Annotated in this window: 21 protein-coding genes; 5 read left to right on the top strand and 16 right to left on the bottom strand. The window is 64.1% G+C overall.

Going from position 1 to position 19,489, the window contains the following annotated elements:
- Nucleotides 1–31: 31 nt before the first annotated feature.
- Nucleotides 32–721, top strand: coding sequence for a YggS family pyridoxal phosphate-dependent enzyme (locus tag AC0L21_RS24195; protein WP_473264274.1), 690 nt, complete (start codon nt 32–34; stop codon nt 719–721).
- Between the two features lie 156 nt (nt 722–877).
- Here AC0L21_RS24195 and AC0L21_RS24190 read toward each other — a convergent pair whose 3' ends face one another.
- Both AC0L21_RS24190 and AC0L21_RS24185 read right to left on the bottom strand, forming a co-directional pair.
- Nucleotides 878–1,651, bottom strand: coding sequence for a 2-keto-4-pentenoate hydratase (locus AC0L21_RS24190; protein ID WP_473264273.1), 774 nt, complete (start codon nt 1,649–1,651; stop codon nt 878–880).
- A 6-nt stretch (nt 1,652–1,657) separates the two neighbouring features.
- Nucleotides 1,658–2,194, bottom strand: a complete 537-nt coding sequence (locus tag AC0L21_RS24185) for a L,D-transpeptidase family protein (protein ID WP_473264272.1) — start codon at nt 2,192–2,194, stop codon at nt 1,658–1,660.
- Between the two features lie 235 nt (nt 2,195–2,429).
- Here AC0L21_RS24185 and AC0L21_RS24180 point away from each other — a divergent pair, with 235 nt between their 5' ends.
- The gene (locus AC0L21_RS24180) at nt 2,430–3,116 is read left to right on the top strand and encodes a response regulator transcription factor (RefSeq protein ID WP_007598630.1); all 687 of its coding nucleotides are present in this window, start codon (nt 2,430–2,432) and stop codon (nt 3,114–3,116) included.
- 57 nt (nt 3,117–3,173) lie between these two features.
- Nucleotides 3,174–3,617: a cyclic nucleotide-binding domain-containing protein gene (locus AC0L21_RS24175; RefSeq protein WP_473264271.1), complete on the top strand. Its 444-nt coding sequence runs from the start codon at nt 3,174–3,176 to the stop codon at nt 3,615–3,617.
- 95 nt (nt 3,618–3,712) lie between these two features.
- Here the strand turns inward: AC0L21_RS24175 and xth are convergent, their stop codons facing one another.
- The 12 genes from xth to AC0L21_RS24115 all read right to left on the bottom strand — a co-directional run bounded on the left by xth (nt 3,713) and on the right by AC0L21_RS24115 (nt 15,618).
- A complete protein-coding gene (gene xth, locus AC0L21_RS24170) occupies nt 3,713–4,528 on the bottom strand; it encodes an exodeoxyribonuclease III (protein WP_473264270.1) in 816 nt (271 codons plus the stop codon).
- A gap of 152 nt (nt 4,529–4,680) precedes the next feature.
- Complete coding sequence (locus tag AC0L21_RS24165) at nt 4,681–5,436, bottom strand: outer membrane lipoprotein carrier protein LolA (protein WP_456769767.1); 756 nt, start codon at nt 5,434–5,436, stop codon at nt 4,681–4,683.
- A gap of 152 nt (nt 5,437–5,588) precedes the next feature.
- The gene (locus tag AC0L21_RS24160) at nt 5,589–8,066 is read right to left on the bottom strand and encodes a DNA translocase FtsK (protein ID WP_473264269.1); all 2,478 of its coding nucleotides are present in this window, start codon (nt 8,064–8,066) and stop codon (nt 5,589–5,591) included.
- 9 nt (nt 8,067–8,075) lie between these two features.
- Nucleotides 8,076–9,290, bottom strand: a complete 1,215-nt coding sequence (locus AC0L21_RS24155; RefSeq protein WP_473264268.1) for an aminotransferase class I/II-fold pyridoxal phosphate-dependent enzyme — start codon at nt 9,288–9,290, stop codon at nt 8,076–8,078.
- A gap of 325 nt (nt 9,291–9,615) precedes the next feature.
- Nucleotides 9,616–10,020: a GFA family protein gene (locus tag AC0L21_RS24150; RefSeq protein ID WP_473264267.1), complete on the bottom strand. Its 405-nt coding sequence runs from the start codon at nt 10,018–10,020 to the stop codon at nt 9,616–9,618.
- A 217-nt stretch (nt 10,021–10,237) separates the two neighbouring features.
- Nucleotides 10,238–11,686: an ammonium transporter gene (locus tag AC0L21_RS24145; RefSeq protein WP_473248850.1), complete on the bottom strand. Its 1,449-nt coding sequence runs from the start codon at nt 11,684–11,686 to the stop codon at nt 10,238–10,240.
- Nucleotides 11,687–11,724: 38 nt separating this feature from the next.
- The gene (locus AC0L21_RS24140) at nt 11,725–12,063 is read right to left on the bottom strand and encodes a P-II family nitrogen regulator (protein ID WP_007598642.1); all 339 of its coding nucleotides are present in this window, start codon (nt 12,061–12,063) and stop codon (nt 11,725–11,727) included.
- 436 nt (nt 12,064–12,499) lie between these two features.
- Entirely contained in the window at nt 12,500–13,102 is a 603-nt protein-coding gene (locus AC0L21_RS24135; RefSeq protein WP_018459663.1) for an ATP-dependent Clp protease proteolytic subunit, read from the bottom strand.
- Between the two features lie 41 nt (nt 13,103–13,143).
- Nucleotides 13,144–13,500 carry an SRPBCC family protein gene (locus AC0L21_RS24130; protein WP_473264266.1) on the bottom strand — a complete coding sequence of 119 codons (357 nt, stop codon included), beginning with the start codon at nt 13,498–13,500 and terminating at the stop codon, nt 13,144–13,146.
- Complete coding sequence (locus AC0L21_RS24125) at nt 13,497–13,811, bottom strand: ArsR/SmtB family transcription factor (protein ID WP_247285017.1); 315 nt, start codon at nt 13,809–13,811, stop codon at nt 13,497–13,499. The genes AC0L21_RS24130 and AC0L21_RS24125 overlap by 4 nt, the downstream gene beginning before the upstream one ends.
- A gap of 41 nt (nt 13,812–13,852) precedes the next feature.
- Nucleotides 13,853–15,154: an ammonium transporter gene (locus AC0L21_RS24120; protein ID WP_473264265.1), complete on the bottom strand. Its 1,302-nt coding sequence runs from the start codon at nt 15,152–15,154 to the stop codon at nt 13,853–13,855.
- Nucleotides 15,155–15,279: 125 nt separating this feature from the next.
- The gene (locus AC0L21_RS24115; RefSeq protein ID WP_007598647.1) at nt 15,280–15,618 is read right to left on the bottom strand and encodes a P-II family nitrogen regulator; all 339 of its coding nucleotides are present in this window, start codon (nt 15,616–15,618) and stop codon (nt 15,280–15,282) included.
- A gap of 238 nt (nt 15,619–15,856) precedes the next feature.
- On the opposite strand from AC0L21_RS24115, the gene AC0L21_RS24110 reads away from it, so the two are divergent.
- A complete protein-coding gene (locus AC0L21_RS24110) occupies nt 15,857–16,747 on the top strand; it encodes a DUF4339 domain-containing protein (protein WP_473264264.1) in 891 nt (296 codons plus the stop codon).
- Nucleotides 16,748–16,787: 40 nt separating this feature from the next.
- Here AC0L21_RS24110 and tesB read toward each other — a convergent pair whose 3' ends face one another.
- The gene (gene tesB, locus AC0L21_RS24105) at nt 16,788–17,651 is read right to left on the bottom strand and encodes an acyl-CoA thioesterase II (RefSeq protein WP_473264263.1); all 864 of its coding nucleotides are present in this window, start codon (nt 17,649–17,651) and stop codon (nt 16,788–16,790) included.
- 148 nt (nt 17,652–17,799) lie between these two features.
- Here tesB and AC0L21_RS24100 point away from each other — a divergent pair, with 148 nt between their 5' ends.
- Entirely contained in the window at nt 17,800–19,020 is a 1,221-nt protein-coding gene (locus AC0L21_RS24100) for a ubiquinone biosynthesis hydroxylase (RefSeq protein WP_473264262.1), read from the top strand.
- Between the two features lie 80 nt (nt 19,021–19,100).
- On the opposite strand, the gene AC0L21_RS24095 is transcribed toward AC0L21_RS24100, so the two are convergent.
- Nucleotides 19,101–19,489 (bottom strand): transposase (locus AC0L21_RS24095; RefSeq protein WP_473264261.1); only part of this gene is annotated, 389 nt, incomplete at its 5' end.

The following is a 19,489-nucleotide window of genomic DNA, read 5'->3' as shown; positions in this document are numbered from 1 at the left end:
CCTCCGCAACAATCAGCCCCGATGCGACATCATGACCGAAGCCAACGCCGCGCCGCTAACCGGCCATTCACCAAACGCGCTCGCCGCGGTCGAAGCCGAAATCGCGCGCGCCTGCAAGGATGCGCGGCGCGAACGTGGCTCCGTGACCTTGATCGCGGTGTCGAAAACTTTCGCCGCGGATGCAATTACCCCGGTCATCGACGCCGGACAGCGCGTATTCGGTGAAAATCGCGTGCAGGAGGCCAAAGCCAAATGGCCCGCGTTAACGTCTGTTTACTCCGAAATCGCGCTGCATCTGATCGGGCCGCTGCAATCCAACAAGGCGAAAGAGGCGGTCGCGCTGTTCGATGCCATCCATTCGGTCGACCGCCCGAGCATTTGCCAGGCGTTAGCCAAGGAAATCGAATCCCAGAACAAGCACCCGGAATTGTTCGTCCAGATCAATATCGGTGAGGAGCCGCAGAAGGCGGGCATCGCCCCCGGCGAGGCCGATGCCTTCATCGCGAGCTGCCGCGACACCTACGGGCTGACGATCTCGGGGTTGATGTGCATCCCGCCGGTGGACGAGCCGCCGGCCGCGCATTTCGCGTTGACCGCCAAGATCGCCGCGCGCAATGGATTGAAGAAGCTCTCGATGGGCATGAGCGCGGATTATGCGACCGCGATCATGCTCGGCGCCACTCATGTGCGCGTGGGCAGTGCGATCTTCGGGCACCGGTGATCATAGGCGAATTTGTTTTTGGTCGTCCTGGCGAAAGCCAGGACCCATTACCCCGATAGTCTGTTTGACCAAGACCGTGGCAACGACCGTTCTGCCCTTTGCGTAGATCACGCGGTATGGGTCCTGGCTTTCGCCAGGACGACGATGGGGATGAGCCTATTCGAACCTCACCGACACCGTCCCCAGCACGCCGAAATCCGCGGCGAGATGATCGCCGGCCTGGATCGGCAGCGGCGGATGGCACGTGCCCGTGGTCACCACCTCTCCTGCCCGCAAGCTGATGCCGAGCCCACGCAGCTCGTTGGCCAGCCAGGCGAGCGCAATGCGGGGATCGCCGAGCACGTTCTTGCCGTGGCCGAGATAGCGCTGGCCACGCAGCGTGATCTGCGGCCGCTGCTCGACGAGATCCATGGCGCGCCAGTTCGCGTTCGTCGCTGCGCCCAGCACGAACAGATGCGCACAGGCGTTGTCGGCGATCAGCTGCGCCTCGCCGGCGCTGGCGAAATCGGCAAAGCGTGAATCGGGAATCTCGATCGCGGGATGCAAGCTGTCCACGGCGGCGAGCACCTCGTCGACAGTATAAGGTGCCGTGCGCGGCGGCAGATCGCGTCCCATGCGGAAAGCGAACTCGGGTTCGCCGACGCGCATTGCGTTGCCCTTCATCGAGGCGGTGCCGCCATCGGCGATCACGGTGTCGCTCATGATCCGACCGGCCAGCGGTCCCGCGACATTGATGTGCTTCTGTCCGGACTCGCTCGTCGCCGCGATCTTCCAGCCGAACAAGGTCCCGCCGAGCGCTGCCTGTACGGCGTAACCCTCGGTCCGGTTCTGAGGCCGCAACCCCGCCTCCAGCGCGTCAATCTTGGTGCCGTCGCGCCAATGTCGGATGAGGACGCGCGATGCGGCGGCGATCTGATCCCTGTCGAGCATGTGTCCTCACCCGATGATGATTCTTGTTTTTGGTCCCAGCCGCCGCAGCAATTGTCGCATCGCCGCTTGGGTCATCGAGACGCAGCCTGCGGTCGGGCCGAAATTGTCGCGCGCGAGATGCAAGAACACCGCGCTGCCCCGGCCGGCGATCCGCGGCCTCGTATTGTGGTCGATTTCGATGATGAAGTCATAGAGATGGTCGGCCCGCTTCAGCCTGTCGCCGCCCTGCCCCTCGCCGAGGCGGATTCCCTGATTGTAGTGACGGTCCTTGGGATCCTCGCACCAGGCGTCCTCGCCGGTGATGATCCGGGCCGGCAGGAAGGTCTGCGGGCGGCTGTACCGGTCGCCCCGCCACCACAATCGCCTGGGACGGAAGCTGCCCCTCGGGGTGCCGCCATCGCCCTCGCGCTTGTTCGCCAGAATGCCGCCACGTCCGAGCGCCACCGGAATCGTCAGCGCTCCGGCGGTCAGCCAGCCCCGGCGCGGATTCCCGGCGGCAGCCTTAACGCGGATCGCCGAGAGCGGCCCGGCGCTTCGGTTCATGGTGTAACTAGCTGAAGCAGCTTTATTTTTCATATGAACGTGCGATGTCGAATTCATTACAGGACATTCATCAAAACGGCCTGCTATTCTGGGTTAGAGTGGTTCTGGCTTGTGAATCGGTAACAGCCCACTACTTCAAGACGAACAACAATAATAATTGCGACCCCTAAACTTCCCTCTCGGCTGGGTGCAGCATGGATGCGCGCCGCGCCGGACCCCAAAAGGATGACCCCCTATGGCCAATGCCCGCAAGATCCTGATCGTGGATGACGATACCGATCTGCGCGATACGTTGGTGGAGCAATTGTCGCTGCACGAAGAGTTTGAAGCCTCCGCGGTCGATACCGGCGCCAAGGGCGCGAGCGCCGCGAAGGCCAATGCCCCCGATCTCGTTCTGATGGATGTTGGCCTGCCCGACACGGATGGCCGCGAAGTGGTCCGTTCATTGCGCAAGGGCGGGTTCAAGGCTCCGATCATCATGCTCACCGGGCATGACACCGATTCCGACACGATTTTGGGGCTGGAATCCGGCGCCAACGACTATGTCGCAAAACCCTTCCGCTTCGCCGTGCTGCTGGCGCGCATCCGCGCCCAGCTCCGGCAGCACGAAGCCAGCGAGGACGCGGTGTTCTCGGTCGGCCCCTACTCTTTCCGGCCCGGCTCCAAGATGCTGACCGCCGCCAATGCGCGCAAGGTCCGGTTGACGGAGAAGGAAACCGCCATCCTTCGCTTCCTCTACCGGGCCGGCCAGATGCCGGTCTCACGCGAGACCCTGCTCCAGGAGGTCTGGGGCTACAATTCCGGCGTCACCACCCACACGCTGGAAACCCACATCTACCGGCTTCGCCAGAAGATCGAGAAGGACGCCGCCAACCCGGAGATCCTGGTCACGGAAGCCGGTGGCTACAAGCTGGTGCCGTGATACGCTTTGGCGCGTGCGAATCGTTTTAGATTGCGTGCCCTTGAGCCCCGGACCTGAATGTCAATCGACGACGATGTAGCGCTTCTCGAGCGTGTCCCGACACTGCGCCTGTTGGGAGACGCTTCGTTGCGCATGCTGGCGATCGGTTCCGAGCAGCGTAACTTCGTCCGCGGCGACGTCTTGTTCAATCTCGGCGACGATGCCGATGCCGGCTTCGTGGTCCAGCGCGGCGCCTTCCGGGTCGACGACGGCGCCGGCGCGGAGATGATCGCAAGTCCCGGTGCGCTGATCGGCGAGCTCGCGCTGATCGTGCCGATGAAGCGGCCGTCGAGCGCGATCGCGATCGAGCACGCCTCCGTCATCCGCGTCGCGCGCAGCCTGTTTCAGCGCGTGCTCGAAAGCGACCCGCCCGCCGCCGTTCGCCTGCGCGATGAGTTCGCGGTGCGCTCCAGCCAGATCGCCAGCGATATATTGATGGCTGGTGCGAAGTTGACGAGCTAGCAGTGCAGTAGCCCGGATGGAGCGCAGCGTAATCCGGGATTCTCGCCTACGGAAAAACTGCCCCGGATTACGCTGCGCTCCATCTGGGCTACAGATCACACCTCGAGCGTCACTGTCACCGGCACATGGTCCGACGGCCGCTCCCAGCTGCGCGCATCGCGCAAAATCCTGAAATCACTGACTGCATCTTTCAGCGCGCGCGAGACCCAGATGTGGTCGAGCCTGCGGCCGCGGTCGCCGACGGTCCAATCGGCGGAGCGGTAGCTCCACCAGGTGTAGACCTTCTCCGACATTGGAATGCGCTCGCGCGCGACGTCGACCCACTCGCCGGCGGCGAGCGCGGCTTGCAGCTTCTCGGTTTCGACGGGCGTGTGCGACACCACTTTGAGAAGCTGCTTGTGCGACCAGACGTCGTTCTCATGCGGGGCGACGTTGAGATCGCCGACCAGGATGTGGCGATCCTCGCCGCGCGGATGCAACGGCTCGCACGCCTTCATCTCGTCGAGGAAGCGGAGCTTGTGATCGAATTTCTCGTTCAGCGCGGGATCGGGAATGTCGCCGCCGGCCGGCACGTAGAAATTATGCACCACCAGGGGCTTCGCGATCCCGGCCTTCTCACCGAACGATACCGAGATGTGGCGTGAATCCACCTTGTCGCAGAAGGTTCGGATGTCCTTCGACTCGAACGGTATCTTCGAGACGATGGCGACGCCGTGATAACCCTTCTGACCGTTCAACGCGACATGCTCGTAGCCGAGCCGCTTGAAGCGCTTCAGCGGAAAAGCGTCGTCGATGCACTTGGTCTCCTGGAGACACAGCACGTCCGGCCGTGCGCTCTTGAGAAATTTTGCGACCAGATCGATGCGTAGCCGCACCGAATTGATGTTCCAGGTTGTCAGGGAAAAACGCATGAGGGATGCGTCTTAGCATGGATTGGCGTGGGGAAAATGCTTGTCCACAGGGGCGGAATCGTATGGTGGGTTAGCGCAGCGTAACCCACCATGCTTCCACATTTGCGGACCGAGATGGTGGGTACGTCTTCGGCTAACCCACCCTACGGCACCTAGCCCGGCGACGGGCCGTAATTGGTGAAGTCGATCTTGAACATGCCGGGATCGAGCTTCTTGCTCGTATCCAGATTGTAGACCGCGATCGTGGTGTCGTAGCCCTGCGGATCTGTGACGGTCCACTGCTTCAACTGGCCGTCCTTGGCGCCGAACATCAGCAGAAGGCGACTGGTGCCGACCAGCGCCTGCTTCTCCTCGATGGTGACGCTGACGAAGACGTCGTCGGCCGAGACGTTGACGACGTTGGTGTCCTTCATCAGGTCGATGCGGTCGGACAGCAGGAAACGCAGCGGTGTTTGCGACAGCGGATAGACGTCCTGCGTCGCCAGCTTGCGGTCGCGCACCACCAGCGAAGATCCGTCGGCGACGATGTCGATCGGGCTAGGCGCGTCATATTCGAAGCGCACCTTGCCCGGCTTCTGGATGTAGAAGTCGCCTTGCGTCTTGCTGCCGTCGGGGCCGACCTGGACGAAATTTCCGACCAGCGTCGACAATGACGACAAATAGGCGCTGACCTTGGCGGCCTGGGCCTTCTGGTTCGCATCGAAGGTCTGGAAGATGCTGCTCGGCACATTGCGGCGCGGATCCGGGATCACCGGATTCGGCGGCGTCTGGGTCGCGCCGGTGACCGCGGGCCCTCCACCTGCCGGACCACCATCGCGGCCCTTCGGCGCGGGCTTCGGCACGGGAACGGTCTGCGCAAAGGACGCTGCACTCACCATCGCGGCGGTGACTAGAATCACGCCGGCCATGCGCGCGCTTCGCGCGGCGACGATGGCAGCGAATCGAATGTCCGGATGTCTGATCAACGCGTCGTCCTGTGTGGCTGGGCGCCCTTTTAGCGTGATTTCGGCCAAAAGCAGATAACGTTTTTGCGTGAAATGGTGGTCTGGGGCGGCTCGCCTCACATATGGCTGTCTTCTTCCTCGACCAGAATCTCGCGCTTGCCGGCGTGGTTGGCGGGTCCGACGATGCCCTCCAGTTCCATGCGCTCCATCAGCGATGCGGCGCGGTTATAGCCGATCTGCAGGCGGCGCTGGATGTAGCTGGTCGAAGCCTTGCGGTCGCGTTTGACGATCGCAACGGCCTGCGAGAACAAATCGCCGCCGCCATCCGCGCCCATGGCGGACGCGTCGAACACCGCGCCGTCCTCGTCCTCGCTGGGTTCTTCGGCCGTGACGGCTTCGAGATATTCCGGCTGTCCCTGAGTCTTGAGGTGGCGCACCACCTTCTCGACTTCCTCGTCCGAGGCGAAAGGTCCGTGCACGCGGCTGATGCGACCGCCGCCGGCCATGTAGAGCATGTCGCCCTGGCCGAGCAGCTGCTCGGCGCCCATCTCGCCGAGAATCGTACGGCTGTCGATCTTGGATGTCACCTGGAAGGCGATGCGGGTCGGGAAGTTCGCCTTGATGGTGCCGGTGATGACGTCGACCGATGGACGCTGCGTTGCGAGGATCACGTGCAGCCCGGCGGCGCGCGCCATCTGCGCGAGGCGCTGCACCGCGCCTTCGATGTCCTTGCCGGCAACCATCATCAGGTCGGCCATTTCGTCGACGATGATGACGATGTAGGGCAGCGGGTCGAGCGAGAGCTTCTCTTCCTCGTAGATCGCCTTGCCGGTTTCCTTGTCGAAGCCGGTGTGCACCGTGCGGGTCGGCTCTTCGCCCTTGGCCTTCAATTCGAGCAAGCGCGTGTTGTAGCCGTCGATGTTGCGCACACCGAGCTTGGCCATGTTCTTGTAGCGCTCTTCCATCTCGCGCACGGCCCATTTCAGCGCGACCACCGCCTTCTTCGGGTCGGTCACGACGGGCGTGAGCAGATGGGGGATACCGTCATAGACTGAGAGTTCGAGCATCTTCGGATCGACCATGATCAGGCGGCACTGGTCCGGGCGCAGTCGATAGACCAGGCTGAGGATCATGGTGTTGATGGCGACCGACTTGCCGGAGCCGGTGGTACCGGCGATCAGCATGTGCGGCGTGCGTGCGAGGTCGATGATGACGGGATCACCGCCGATGGTCTTGCCGAGGCAGAGCGGCAGCTTCGCAACCGAATCGACGGTCTCCTTGGCGACCAGCAGCTCGCGCAGATAGACCTTCTCGCGATGGGCGTTCGGCAGCTCGATGCCGATGGCGTTGCGGCCGGGCACGACGGCGACGCGCGCCGACAGCGCGCTCATCGAACGCGCGATGTCATCGGACAGTCCGATCACGCGCGACGATTTGATCCCCGGCGCCGGCTCCAGCTCGTACAGCGTGACCACAGGACCAGGATTGGATTTCACGATCTCGCCGCGAACGCCGAAATCTTGCAGCACGCCTTCGAGCGCGCGCGAATTGGTTTCCAGCTCGGCCTTACTGAGCGGCTGGCGATCGCCGGCCTTCGGTGCGGCCAGCACCGACACGGACGGAAGCTCGAACTTGTCGGAGGATTTCTTGGAAGCGGCCTTGGGCGCAGCCTTCTTGCGCGGCGCGCGGGCGGCGGGCTCCTCCTCCTCTTCCTCGTCTTCTTCGACCTCTTCGTGCTCGTCGTCGTAGTCCTCGTCCTGAGCCTGCGGCGAGATCGACGGCGCGGCGCGGCCGCCACCGAGCTTCGGCTCCTGGCGGCTGAATGCAACGGCCTTGGTCTTCGGTCCGCTCGAGACCAGCGAGCGGTAGGCCGCGCCAAGCAGCCAGATCAGCCGTGCTTTCGTGCTCATCAAGGCGTGGAACAGCCAGCCTAGCGATACCGAACCGCGATCGCTCTCCTCGTCCTGGTCGAGCGGCTTGTCGTCGTCCTCGATCTCCGCGAGTTCGTCGTCATGCTCGCGTGCGCCGAGGCCGCAGGCGATCAGGAAAGTCGCCGCCATCGCGGCGAACAGGATCGTGCCGAGCACGATTCGATAGATCATGCCCGGCGGTCCGAAGATCACCGCGGGCGCGCGAACCAGCGCATCGCCGACCACGCCGCCGAGGCCTGTCGGCAGCGGCCAGGCGCCGCCATGCGGCCAGCAACTGACGAAGCCCGCCGCGATCACCGTGCAGAGAATCCAGGAGCCGAGCCGCAGCGCCTCGCGGTCGAACGGGCGATGGGTCAACATGCGCCAGCCCCAGACCGCGACCGTCAGGACCAGCATGATCGCGCCGAGCCCGAGGATCTGCATCGCAAGGTCGGCGCCGATTGCGCCGGCATAGCCGAGAATGTTGCGGATCGGCCGCGACGTTGCATGGCTGAGGCTGGGATCCTGCACCGACCAGGTCATCAGAGCCGCAGAGGCGACGCCCGACAAAGCGATCAGGCCGAGCCCGCTGAGCTCGCGCACACGCCGCGCCAGACCCTCGCGGATCGAGGGCGGCAGATGGCCGACCAGGGGAATGACACGTTCGATTGTCGACATGCTCACGGGCCCCGCCTAACCCAGAGTCTCGACCAGGCGGTGCAGCGCCTGCGCCGTGGTCTCGCCATCCTGCACCAGCGCAAGGCGAATGTAGCCTGCGCCGGGATTGAAGCCGTCGGGCTGGAGCCGCGCCAGGTAGCTGCCGGGCACCACGCGCACGCCTGCTTCCGTGAAGAGTTTCAGGCACACGGACACGTCGTCGCCGATTTCTGACGTGTTGAGCCAGACGCAGAAGCCGGCGTCGGGCCGGTGATAGCCGTAACGATTGCCGATGATCTGGTCGGCGAGATCGAACTTGATCCGGTAGAGCCTGCGGTTCTCCTCGACATGCGCCTCGTCGCCGTAAGCAACGGTAGCGACATGCTGCAGGGGCACCGGCACCTGCGGCGCCGCGATGTTGCGCAGCTCGAGGAACATGCCGATGAGTTTTTTGTCCCCGGCGGCGAAGCCGACGCGCAGGCCCGGCAGGTTCGAGCGCTTCGACAGCGACTGGAACGCAACCACGCGGGTGAAATCAGGGCCGGCGCATTCGAGCGCGCTGCCGGGCGCTTCGCGGGTGTAGATCTCCGAATAGCACTCGTCGCTGAGGATCACGAAGCCGTAGCGGTCGGCGAGCTGCTTCAGGCGCGTGAAATAATCGCGAGAGGCGACCGAGCCCTGCGGGTTGGCGGGCGAGGCCAGATAGAATGCCACCGTGCGCGCCAGCGTCGCCTCGTCGATGGCGTCAAGATCGGGCAGGAAGCCGTTCTCGGCCGTCGTCGGCAGGTAGACCGGCTCGCAGGCGGCGGCGCGGGCACCGGCGCCATAGACCGGATAGAACGGGTTCGGCATCAGGATCGCCGGCTTGCCGGGACGCGGGCCGACATAGCGCGCCGCCGCGATCGCGGCGAGGAACAGGCCTTCGCGGCTGCCATTGAGGACGAGAATCTCGCTCTCGGCATCGAGGGTGCGCGGCAGCCTGAAACGCGACGACAGCCAGGCGCCCGCAGCCTTGCGGAACGGGTCGGTGCCCTTGTTCGCGGGGTAACGGCCGAAATCGGCGATATGCTTGGCCAGCACCGGGCCGACGAAGTCGGGCACAGGATGCTGCGGCTCGCCGACGGCAAGCGAAATCAAAGGCTTGCCGGGCTGATGCGGCGCCAGCAGTTCGTTCAGCCGGACGAAGGGAGAGCGTTCGCTATCGGAGCTTCCACTGTCCTGCGGCGCACGGGATGAAGCGGTCATAGCCATTCTGGACGCCAGCACTCTTGGAACAGCCGGTCGCGACCAAGGCGCCGGCGGGAAGCGGTTCAGTTCACCATAGATAGGGCGAGGTTAAGACGCGATTAACCATCGGTCGCCGGCTCCGTCCAGAGCAGGAATAATGAGGCCGGATAACATACGGGATGCGGGCCACGGGGGGAGCTGGTTCTTGCACCTCTCCCGCTTGCGGGAGAGGTCGGCGCGTAGCGCCGGGTGAGGGTTCTCTCCATCCAGGGACTGTCCCGATGTTGAGACACCCTCTCCCCAGCCCTTCCCCGCATGCGGGGGAGGGAGCGCGCCGTCATCGCGGCCTTTAATGCGCCGGCAGCTTCTCGAATGTCGCCATGCCCGCGGGGATCGCGTGGAAGTCCTGCTTGTCGCAGGTGTAGATCGCCATCTGCGGATGGAACTGCGCAGGCTCGTCCAGCGTGCCGACCTTCAGGATCGCAGCCGGCAGTCCGGGAACCTTGGTCACCAGATGGGTCCCGCATTCGGCGCAGAATTCGCGCGTGACGGCGCGTTCGAGGTCCTCGCGCGTGAACTGCTTGGGTTGCCCGGTGATGTAGCTGAAGCCGGCCGCCGGCATCGCGATGAAAGTGTTGGGCGCGCCGCCCGAGATGTACTGGCACTCACGGCAATGACACTGCGCCTGCATCATCGGGTCGCCCTCGGCGACATAGCGCACTTCGCCGCAATAGCATCCGCCTTCCAAACGCATGACGACCTCCCTTTTGTTGTTTGTTGTGGTCGATATTTCTGCGCCGGTTATCCGGAATGGCAATCCTTTTCTTCGCGCTTCTTTCCGCCCAGCCGGACAAAAAGAAAGGGGCTCCAACTTGCGCTGGAGCCCCTCAACGGTCGGGACATTGCCGGGTATGTGCCCCAAACCGTAGTTGTGAGCGCGACCCCCGAGGAGGTCGCGCCCGGGAGGAGACTTACATGTTGTAGGCGCGCTCGGTGTGCTCGGTGATATCGAGGCCTTCACGCTCGCTCTCGACATTGGCGCGGAGGCCAACGATCACATCGACGACCTTGTAGAGGATCGCCGAACCGATACCCGACCACACCAGCGTGGTGCCGACGCCCCAGACCTGGGAGATCATCTGCGCCGCGAAGTCGTAATCGGCAACCTTCGGCGGGATCGCGGTGTAGTCGATGATGCCCGCACCACCCAACGCCGGATTGACGAGGATGCCGGTGCCGAGGGCGCCGATGATGCCGCCGACGCAGTGCACGCCGAACACATCGAGGGAGTCGTCGTAGCCGAGCGCGTTCTTCACGACGGTGCAGAAGAACAGGCAGACCACGCCGACCACGAGGCCGAGGACGATCGCACCCATCACGCCGGAGAAGCCGGCGGCAGGCGTGACGGCCACGAGGCCCGCGACAGCGCCGGAGATGACGCCGAGCACCGACGGGTGACCCTTGATGATCCACTCCGCGAACATCCACGACAGCGCGGCGGCTGCGGTGGCGACGAAGGAGTTGGTCATAGCCAGGGCCGCGCCGCCGTTGGCTTCGAGGTTGGAGCCGGCGTTGAAGCCGAACCAGCCAACCCAGAGCAGCGAGGCGCCGATCATCGACATGGTCAGCGAGTGCGGAGCCATCAGCTCCTTGCCGTAACCGACGCGCTTGCCGATCAGCAGGGCGCCGACGAGGCCTGCGATGCCGGCGTTGATGTGCACCACGGTGCCGCCCGCGAAGTCGATCGCACCCTTCTTGAAGATCCAGCCTGCGTCGGCGTTGATCTCATCGAGCTTGGCCTGCGCCGCGGTCTTCGCCGCGCCATCAGCCGCAGCAGCCAGAGCCTTGGCTGCGTCCTGGATCATGTCCGGGCCGGGCCAGTACCAGACCATGTGCGCGATCGGGAAGTAGATCAGCGTGACCCAGAGCGGAACGAAGAGCGCGAGCGCGGCGAACTTCATGCGCTCGGCGAAGGCGCCGACGATGAGGGCGGGCGTGATCGCCGCGAAGGTCATCTGGAAGCACATATAGATGAGCTCCGAGATGTTAGCGTCGACCGAGAAGGTCGCGGCCTTCGAGTCGGTGGTAACGCCCATCATGAAGGCCTTGGAGAAGCCGCCGATGAAGTCGGAGCCGCCGGTGAAGGCGAGGCTGTAGCCGTACACGGCCCAGATCACGGTGACGACGCAGACGGTGTAGAACACCTGCATCAGGACCGAGAGCATGTTCTTGGAGCGGACGAGGCCGCCGTAGAAAAGCGCGAGACCGGGGATCGTCATCAACAGCACGAGCACTGTCGATGTCAGCATCCAGGCGTTGTCTCCCTTGTTGACCGTTGGCTCGGCGTAGGCTGCGGTCGCAGCGAACAGGCCGACTGCGAGAGCCGCCAATCCCGCGCCATAGGGACGCTTAAACGTCATTTCATTTACTCCTGATTGAATTTTGATTGAGCGCGAAATCAAAGGGCCGCAGCATCGGCCTCGCCGGTGCGGATGCGAACCGCATGGTCGAGATTGATGACGAAGATCTTGCCGTCGCCGATCTGACCGGTTTTCGCGGCGGTCGTGATGGCGTCGATGGTCTTGTCGACCTGGTCGGAGGCGACAGCGACCTCGATCTTGATCTTGGGCAGGAAGCTCACGGCATATTCGGCGCCGCGATAGATTTCCGTATGGCCCTTCTGGCGGCCATATCCCTTGACTTCCGTCACCGTGAGACCGTGAACGCCGATGGCGGTCAGGGCGTCACGGACTTCTTCCAGCTTGAATGGCTTAATAATCGCCATAACAATTTTCATGGGTCCTATCCCCGCTTGGGCCCGGTCCGGACGTGGCCGGGCGTTTCTCGACTGGTTCGCCACGAGGGAGAAAGTTCACTACGCGGGCACAGCCAGGACCCATAGAATCAAATGCCGTGCCAGATCGGGCGTGTTGCCTAACGGACTATGAAAACGGGTGTTTTCGCGTTTGACGCGTATTGCGGTGCAGTGCGCCATTACGCCGCGCTCAATAGCTGATCATGCCTGATTAAAATAAAGGCACGTCAAGCTGCCGACACATTGATGCCCACGCGTCGGGCAGTGGAAAGGTAATTTAGTAGCGCGAACGCCTGTTGCAGGGCCGTTCGTGCTGCGAAATATCGGGCTCCCCGTACTTCTGCTCACGGAATGCGCGCAACCGGCCAACCGGCTTGAGTAGGGGCGAGGCCTGCCGAGCGGTCGCCGGCAGAGACCGTCAGGCGGCGCTGCGTTCCGCGAAGACCCGGTCGATCAGCCCCCAGTCGACCGCCTGCTGTGCGGTCATGAAGTGGTCGCGGTCCAGGGTCCGTTCCACGTCCGGCTCGGGGCGCCCGCAATGCTGGGCATAGAGCCGGATGATGCGCCGCTTGGTTTCCTGCATCTCGGTGGCATGGATCAGGATGTCGGACGCCTGGCCCTGAAAGCCGCCGAGTGGCTGATGCACGTGAAGGCTCGCATTGGGCAGGGCGGCGCGGTGGCCGGGCTCGCCGGCCATCAGCAGGAACGAGCCCATCGAGCGCGCGGTGCCCATGCACAGCGTATGCACCGGCGCCTTGATGAATTGCATGGTGTCGTACATCGCGAGGCCGCTGGTGACCACGCCGCCATAGGAATTGATGTAGAGATTGATCGGCTTGTTCGGATTCTCCGCCTCCAGGAACAAGAGCTGCGCGCAGACCAGTCCGGACATCGCATCATTGACCTCGCCGTTGAGGAAGATGATGCGCTCGCGCAGCAGGCGCGAATAGATGTCGAAGGATCGCTCGCCGCGGGCGGATTGTTCGACGACCATAGGAACGAGCTGAAGCATGTCGCGCATCGGCGACCTCCATGTCTGCGGGTGATGAAGTGGTGTTGGTGTCAGGCGGCCGCGCGCATCAGGCAGCCATTGCTGTTGGCCGGCTGCGGCAGCTTCATGCGGATCTCGCAGGCTTGCTGGATGATGCGGAAGCGGGTGCCGCCGTCCTTGTTCGGCTCGATCCGGAAGATGACATGGCTTTCGCGAAACGGCGGCTCGGAATCGCGAAGCCGGTAGCGCACCTCCTGGCCCGGGATCGATGTCTCAGGCTCGGCGCCCGCAAGATCGCAATCCGGCAGCCAGCGCTCGCGCAAAGCCGGAATGGTCACCGCGCGCCAGACCTTGGCCGGCGGCGCATCGAATTGATATTCGAGCACGAGCGCTGCGTCGGAGGGATCAGGCTTCACGGCGTCACTCATTGATCCATCTCCTTCAAGAGATCGGCGAGGGCATCCATGCGTTTCGGCCAATAGGCGCGGTAGCGCGCAAGCCAGGTCCCGATGGCGGAGATTCCTTCGGGATCGACTTCGTAATTCACAAAGCGGCCCTGCCGCTGTTCGCGCACCAGGCCTGCCCCGCGCAGCACCGCGAGATGCTGCGACATCGCCGGCTGGCTGATCTCCAATCCGTCGCGCAAAGCGCTGGCATTCAGGCTTCCGCCGGCAAGCTTCTCAAAGACCTTGCGGCGGGTCGGGTCGGCCAGCGCCTTGAAGATGTCGGCTTCGATCATGGCAACATATAAGCATACGCTTATGTGTTGCGCAAGCCCAATTACTGCAGCGCCTCGCCGTGCTGCGAAATATCCAGTCCTTCGAGCTCGTGCTCCCGCGAGACGCGCAGGGGCACGAAAAGGCTGACCAGCTTGAGCAGGATGAAGCTCACGCCCGCCGACCAGACGAACGTGACGGCGACCCCGTAGAGCTGGCTCAGAAGCTGCTGCGGATGGCCTTCGAGCAGGCCGGCGGTGCCGCCGATCGCGCTGGTTGCGAACACGCCCGCCAGCAGGGTGCCGGTCAGCCCACCGATGCCGTGGACGCCGAACACGTCGAGCGAATCGTCATAGTCGAAGCGATGCTTCAGCCACGTGCAGGCCCAGTAGCAGACGAGGCCCGCGATCACGCCGATGACGATGCCGTGCCAGGGCGCCACGAAGCCCGAGGCCGGCGTGATGGTGCCGAGGCCGGCGACCGCGCCGGAGATCATGCCGAGCACGGATGGCTTGCGCCGCGTCGACCATTCGATCGCGCCCCAGGTCAGCGCGCCGGAGCAGGCGGCGAGATGGGTCGCGATGATCGCCAACACCGCGCGCGAATTGGCTGCGCCCGCCGAGCCGCCGTTGAAGCCGAACCAGCCGACCCACAACAGGCCGGTGCCCATCACCGCGAGCGACAGATCGAACGGCGAGAGATTTTCGGTGCCGTAGCCGTGGCGGCGTCCCATCACCTTCGCTGCGACGAGGCCGGCGGTGCCGGCCGACAGATGCACCACGAGACCGCCGGCGAAATCCAGCACGCCCATGCTGGCGAGGAAGCCGCCGCCCCAGACCCAATGCGCCAGCGGAATGTAGACGAAGATGAACCAAGCCACCGAGAACAGCAGATAGGCGGAGAACCGCATCCGGTCGGCCACCGCACCCGCGACCAGCGCCACCGTGATGATCGCAAACGTCATCTGGTACAGCATGAACAGCGCTTCCGGGATCGTCTTCGCCGCCGGGTTGACGCTGTCCATGGTCATGCCGGCGAGAAACCAGCGGTCGAGCGTGCCGATCCACGGGCCGTCGCCGACGAAGCACAGCGAATAGCCGAACGCGACCCAGAGAATGGAGATGATCGTCACCGCGGCGAGGCTCTGCGCCATGGTCGCGAGCACGTTCTTCTTGCGCACCATGCCGGAATAGAACAGCGCGAGCCCCGGGATCGTCATCATCAGCACCAATGCGGTGGCGACGATCATCCAGGCGGTGTCGGCGGTGTTGATCTCGGAGCCCGCGGCACGCGCCGGCGAAGCCATGATCGACACAAGCCCGATCGGCGCGGCAATAGCAGCCGCGCGGCGCAACAATCCCGCCATGTCGTTTCCCCCAGCTATTGATTGCGTCGCACGCTGTGGCGCCGTTGCCCGGTGCGATCGAAGAAGAGCGTTTTCGAGCGAAGCGGATACCGCTTCGCGAAACGAAAACGCGTCAAGGCAAAAATCTAGAGCGCGTCGCTGTCGGTCTCGCCGGTGCGAATGCGGGTCGCGTGATCGATCGGCGTGACGAAGATCTTGCCGTCGCCGATCTGGCCGGTGCGCGCGGTCGCGGTGATGACGGCGACGGCCTTCTCCGCGATATCGGAGGCAACCGCGATCTCGATCCGCAGCTTCGGCAGGAAATTCACGACATATTCGGCGCCGCGATAGATCTCGGTGTGGCCCTTCTGGCGGCCATAGCCCTTCACTTCGGTCACGGTCATGCCGTGGACGCCAATCGCCGTCAGCGCCTGGCGGACTTCATCGAGCTTGAAGGGTTTGATGATCGCGACGACGAGTTTCATGGTCAGGCCTATTCCCCGGGATGCGCCGCGCCGTATGTCCCCGGCGCTGCGTCAATCTGGCATCTTTCCGGGCAAATGGCATAAAAAAGTTGCAGATTGAAGCGGAAAATCGTTGGGCCATGTGAACGGCCGCCTCTGTACAGGGCAGCCGTTCATCCTCCACAATGCGTTTTTGGCATGGATGCGATGAACCCAAGCGTCGCGGCCGGTACAAAACTATGTTCGAGGGGGACGCTTCATGGCGAGTTGGTTCTACGCATCCGAGGGCAAGCAGCAGGGGCCCTATCAGGAAGGGCAATTCCGCGACCTCGTCGCCCAGGGAGTCGTGCGCCCGGATACGCTGGTGTGGTCGGAGGGCATGGCCGGCTGGCAGAAGGCGGCCGAAATCCCCGGCCTGATCAGCGGCGGCGGTGCACCCCCGATGATGCCGGCTGGCGGCCCGCCGATGATGGGCTCCGGGGGCTACGGCGGCGGTGGCGGCGGAGGATCGCTGGCGGTCGATTTCGGCATCCTCGAGTTCACCTGGCGCAGCATCGTGATGCTGATCGGCATGTGCTTCATCATCCCGGTGCCGTGGGTGTTCGTCTGGTACACGAAATGGATCGTGTCCTGCGTGAAGGTCCCCGGGCGGCCCAATCTCAGCTTCACCGGCAATGCGATGGCGCTGGTGCCCTGGTATTTCGGGTTCATCGTTCTGGCGATCGTGATCGGGTTGATCGGCGTCCCCTTGCTGAGCAATTTGCTGTTCATTGCCCAGATCGTTCTGTACTGGCTCCTGATCAAATGGATGGTCGCGAACCTCGCCTCCAACGGGCAGCCGCTCGGCCTGAGCTTCACCGGCACGGTCTGGGCCTATGTCGGCTATAGCCTGCTGTTTGCGATCTCCATCATCACCATCATCGGCTGGGCCTGGGTCGCCGCGGCTCAGATGCGCTGGTTCTGTCGCAGCATCGAAGGCACGCGGCGCGAGATCGTCTTCAACGGCAGCGGTCTCGGAATTCTCTGGCGGGGCATCGTGGCCGCATTCCTGTGCGGCTTCATCATCCCGATCCCGTGGGTATATCGCTGGATCATGAACTGGTTCGCGTCGGAGACCGTTCTGGCTCCGCGCGGATCGCTCAGGGCATGACCTCGAGAGGCATAAGCGCGATCGATCGTGCTTGTGCCTCCTAGGCCTTCCGTTCGCGCACGGAGCCTTCCTGCGCGACGGAAGCCACCAGCGTGCCGTCGGGCTTGAAGATCGAGCCGCGCGTCAAGCCACGGCCGCTTCGCGCGCTCGGCGAATCCTGTGCGTAGAGCAGCCATTCGTCGGCGCGGAACGGGCGGTGAAACCACATCGCGTGGTCGAGGCTCGCGGGCATCATGCGCTTGTCGAACAGGGTGCGGCCGTAGCGCGCCATGATCGCATCGAGCAGCGAGAAGTCGGACGCGTAGGCCAGCGCGCACATGTGCAGCGCCGGATCGTCCGGCAGCGTCGCCGCGGTCTTGATCCAGACATGGATGCGGCCGTCCTCGATCCTCTCCCCGAAATAGCGGCCGAGCTCGACCGGGCGCAGCTCGATCGGACGGTCGGATTCATAGTAGCGGCGGATGAACTCCGGCATCTCCTTGAACATCGGCTGCTTCGCCACCTCCTCCGCCGTCAGCTTTTCCGGCGGCGGCACGTCGGGCATCTTGTCCTGGTGATCGAACGCGCTCTCCTCCTCGGCATGGAACGACACCATGATCGAGAAGATCGCGTTGCCGTGCTGAATCGCGGTGACGCGTCGCGTCGAGTAACTCTTGCCGTCGCGCAGGCGCTCGACCTGGTAGATGATCGGGATCTGCGGATCGCCGGGCAGGATGAAATAGCAATGCAGCGAATGCGGCAGCCTGCCCTCGACGGTGCGGCACGCCGCAACCATCGCCTGCCCGATCACCTGGCCGCCGAACACCCGCTGCCAGCTGGTCTTCGGACGGTTGCCGCGGAACAGATTCACCTCGAGCTGTTCGAGGTCGAGGATCGAGATGAGGTCGATCAGGCTCTTGGACATGGAATTCAGCTTTCGCCTTGCCGCCCCGGGTTCGCTGCTCCGGAATGACACAATGGGGGCTTTCCGCCCTTGTTTCACCGCACTGTTTCGCCCACCTCAAGTCTGCTAGCAAGACTAAGAAACGCGAAGACTTAGCCGGGAATTGGGTATGTCGGTACAGGGTAGCATTGTCATCGGTGGCGGCGCGTTTGCAGGCCTGGCGCTGGCCCTGGCGCTGCGCCAGGGGCTCGGGCCCGAGATCCCCGTCATCGTCGCCGACCCCGCGCTCGGGACCCGTCCCAGCCGCGACCCGCGCGCCACCGCGATCGTGGCCGCCTGCCGCCGCCTGTTCGAGGCGATCGGCGCCTGGGATGACGTCAGGGGCGAGGCGCAGCCCATCCTCGACATGATCGTCACCGATTCAAAGCTCGAAGACGCCACCCGTCCGGCGTTCCTCAACTTTGCCGGCGATGTCGCGCCGGGCGAGCCCTTTGCGCATATGGTCGAGAACCGCCGCCTGATTGATGCGTTGGTGGTGCGCGCCGAGGCCGAGGGCATTGATCTCCGCGCGACCACAGTGTCGTCTTACGACGCGCGGGCCGAAGGCATCGACGTGACGCTCGGCGACGGCAGTGTCATCGCGGCGAGCCTCCTGGTCGCGGCCGACGGTGCGAAGTCGAAACTGCGCGAACGCGCCGGCATCGCTACCCATGGCTGGGAATATGATCAATCCGGCATCGTCGTCACCGTCGGCCATGAGCGCGATCACGAGGGCCGCGCCGAAGAGCATTTTCTGCCGGCGGGTCCGTTCGCGATCCTGCCGCTTTCGGGCAAACGCTCCTCGCTGGTATGGACCGAGCGCCGCAGCGAAGCCGCGCGTATCGTTGCGTTGAGCGACGAAGAATTCCACGGCGAGCTCGAGCAACGCTTCGGCCTGCATCTCGGAGAGGTGAAGGCGCTCGACAAGCCGCGCGCGTTTCCGCTGTCCTATTTCGTCGCACGCTCCTTCATCGCCGAGCGCCTCGCGCTGGTCGGCGATTCCGCCCACGTCATTCACCCGATCGCGGGCCAGGGTCTCAATATGGGGCTGAAGGACGTCGCCGCGCTGGCCGAAGTCGTGGTCGATGCCGCGCGGCTCGGCATGGATATCGGCGCCGCCGACGTGCTCGAACGTTACCAGCGCTGGCGCCGTTTCGACACGATGGCCATGGGCGTTGCCACCAACTCGCTCAACTTCCTGTTCTCGAATCAATCGACGCTGCTGCGCACCGTGCGCGACATCGGCCTCGGCCTGGTCGACCGCGCCCCGCCGCTGAAGAACCTGTTCATCCGCCAGGCCGCGGGTTTGACCGGTGAGATACCGCGGTTGCTGAAGGGCGAGGTGCTGTAGCGCGTTTAGGGAGCGCTCCGTCCCACTCTCCGCGTCGTCCCGGACAAGCGCGCCTCAGGCGCGCGCAGATCCGGCAACTGTTATGTTGGCTTGGTGTGCAGGTACGGTTTCCTGTCGCGCATGATGGCATTGAGGACTGTGAGCAGCTTCCTGGCGACGGCAATGAGGGCGAGTTTGGCTGGTTTGCCGGTCTGTCGCAGTCGGGTGTAGAAGGCTTTGAACGGATCGGCGCGGCGAACCGCGTTCAGAGCGGCCATGTAGAGGGCGTCACGCACGCGCTTTCGGCCCCCGGCGATCTTGCGTTTGCCACGGAAGGCGCCGCTGTCAACGTTGAAGGGGGCCAGGCCGGCAAGCGCCGCAATTTGTTTCGGTCCGACCCGGCCGAGTTCCGGCATCTGTGCGATCAGCTGCATGCAGGCTACGGGACCTACGCCGGGAAGTGACCGTATCAACTGCGCATCATCCGAGA

This window comes from Bradyrhizobium sp. WSM4873, assembly GCF_055811355.1.
This window is presented reverse-complemented; position numbering and strand designations above follow the sequence as displayed.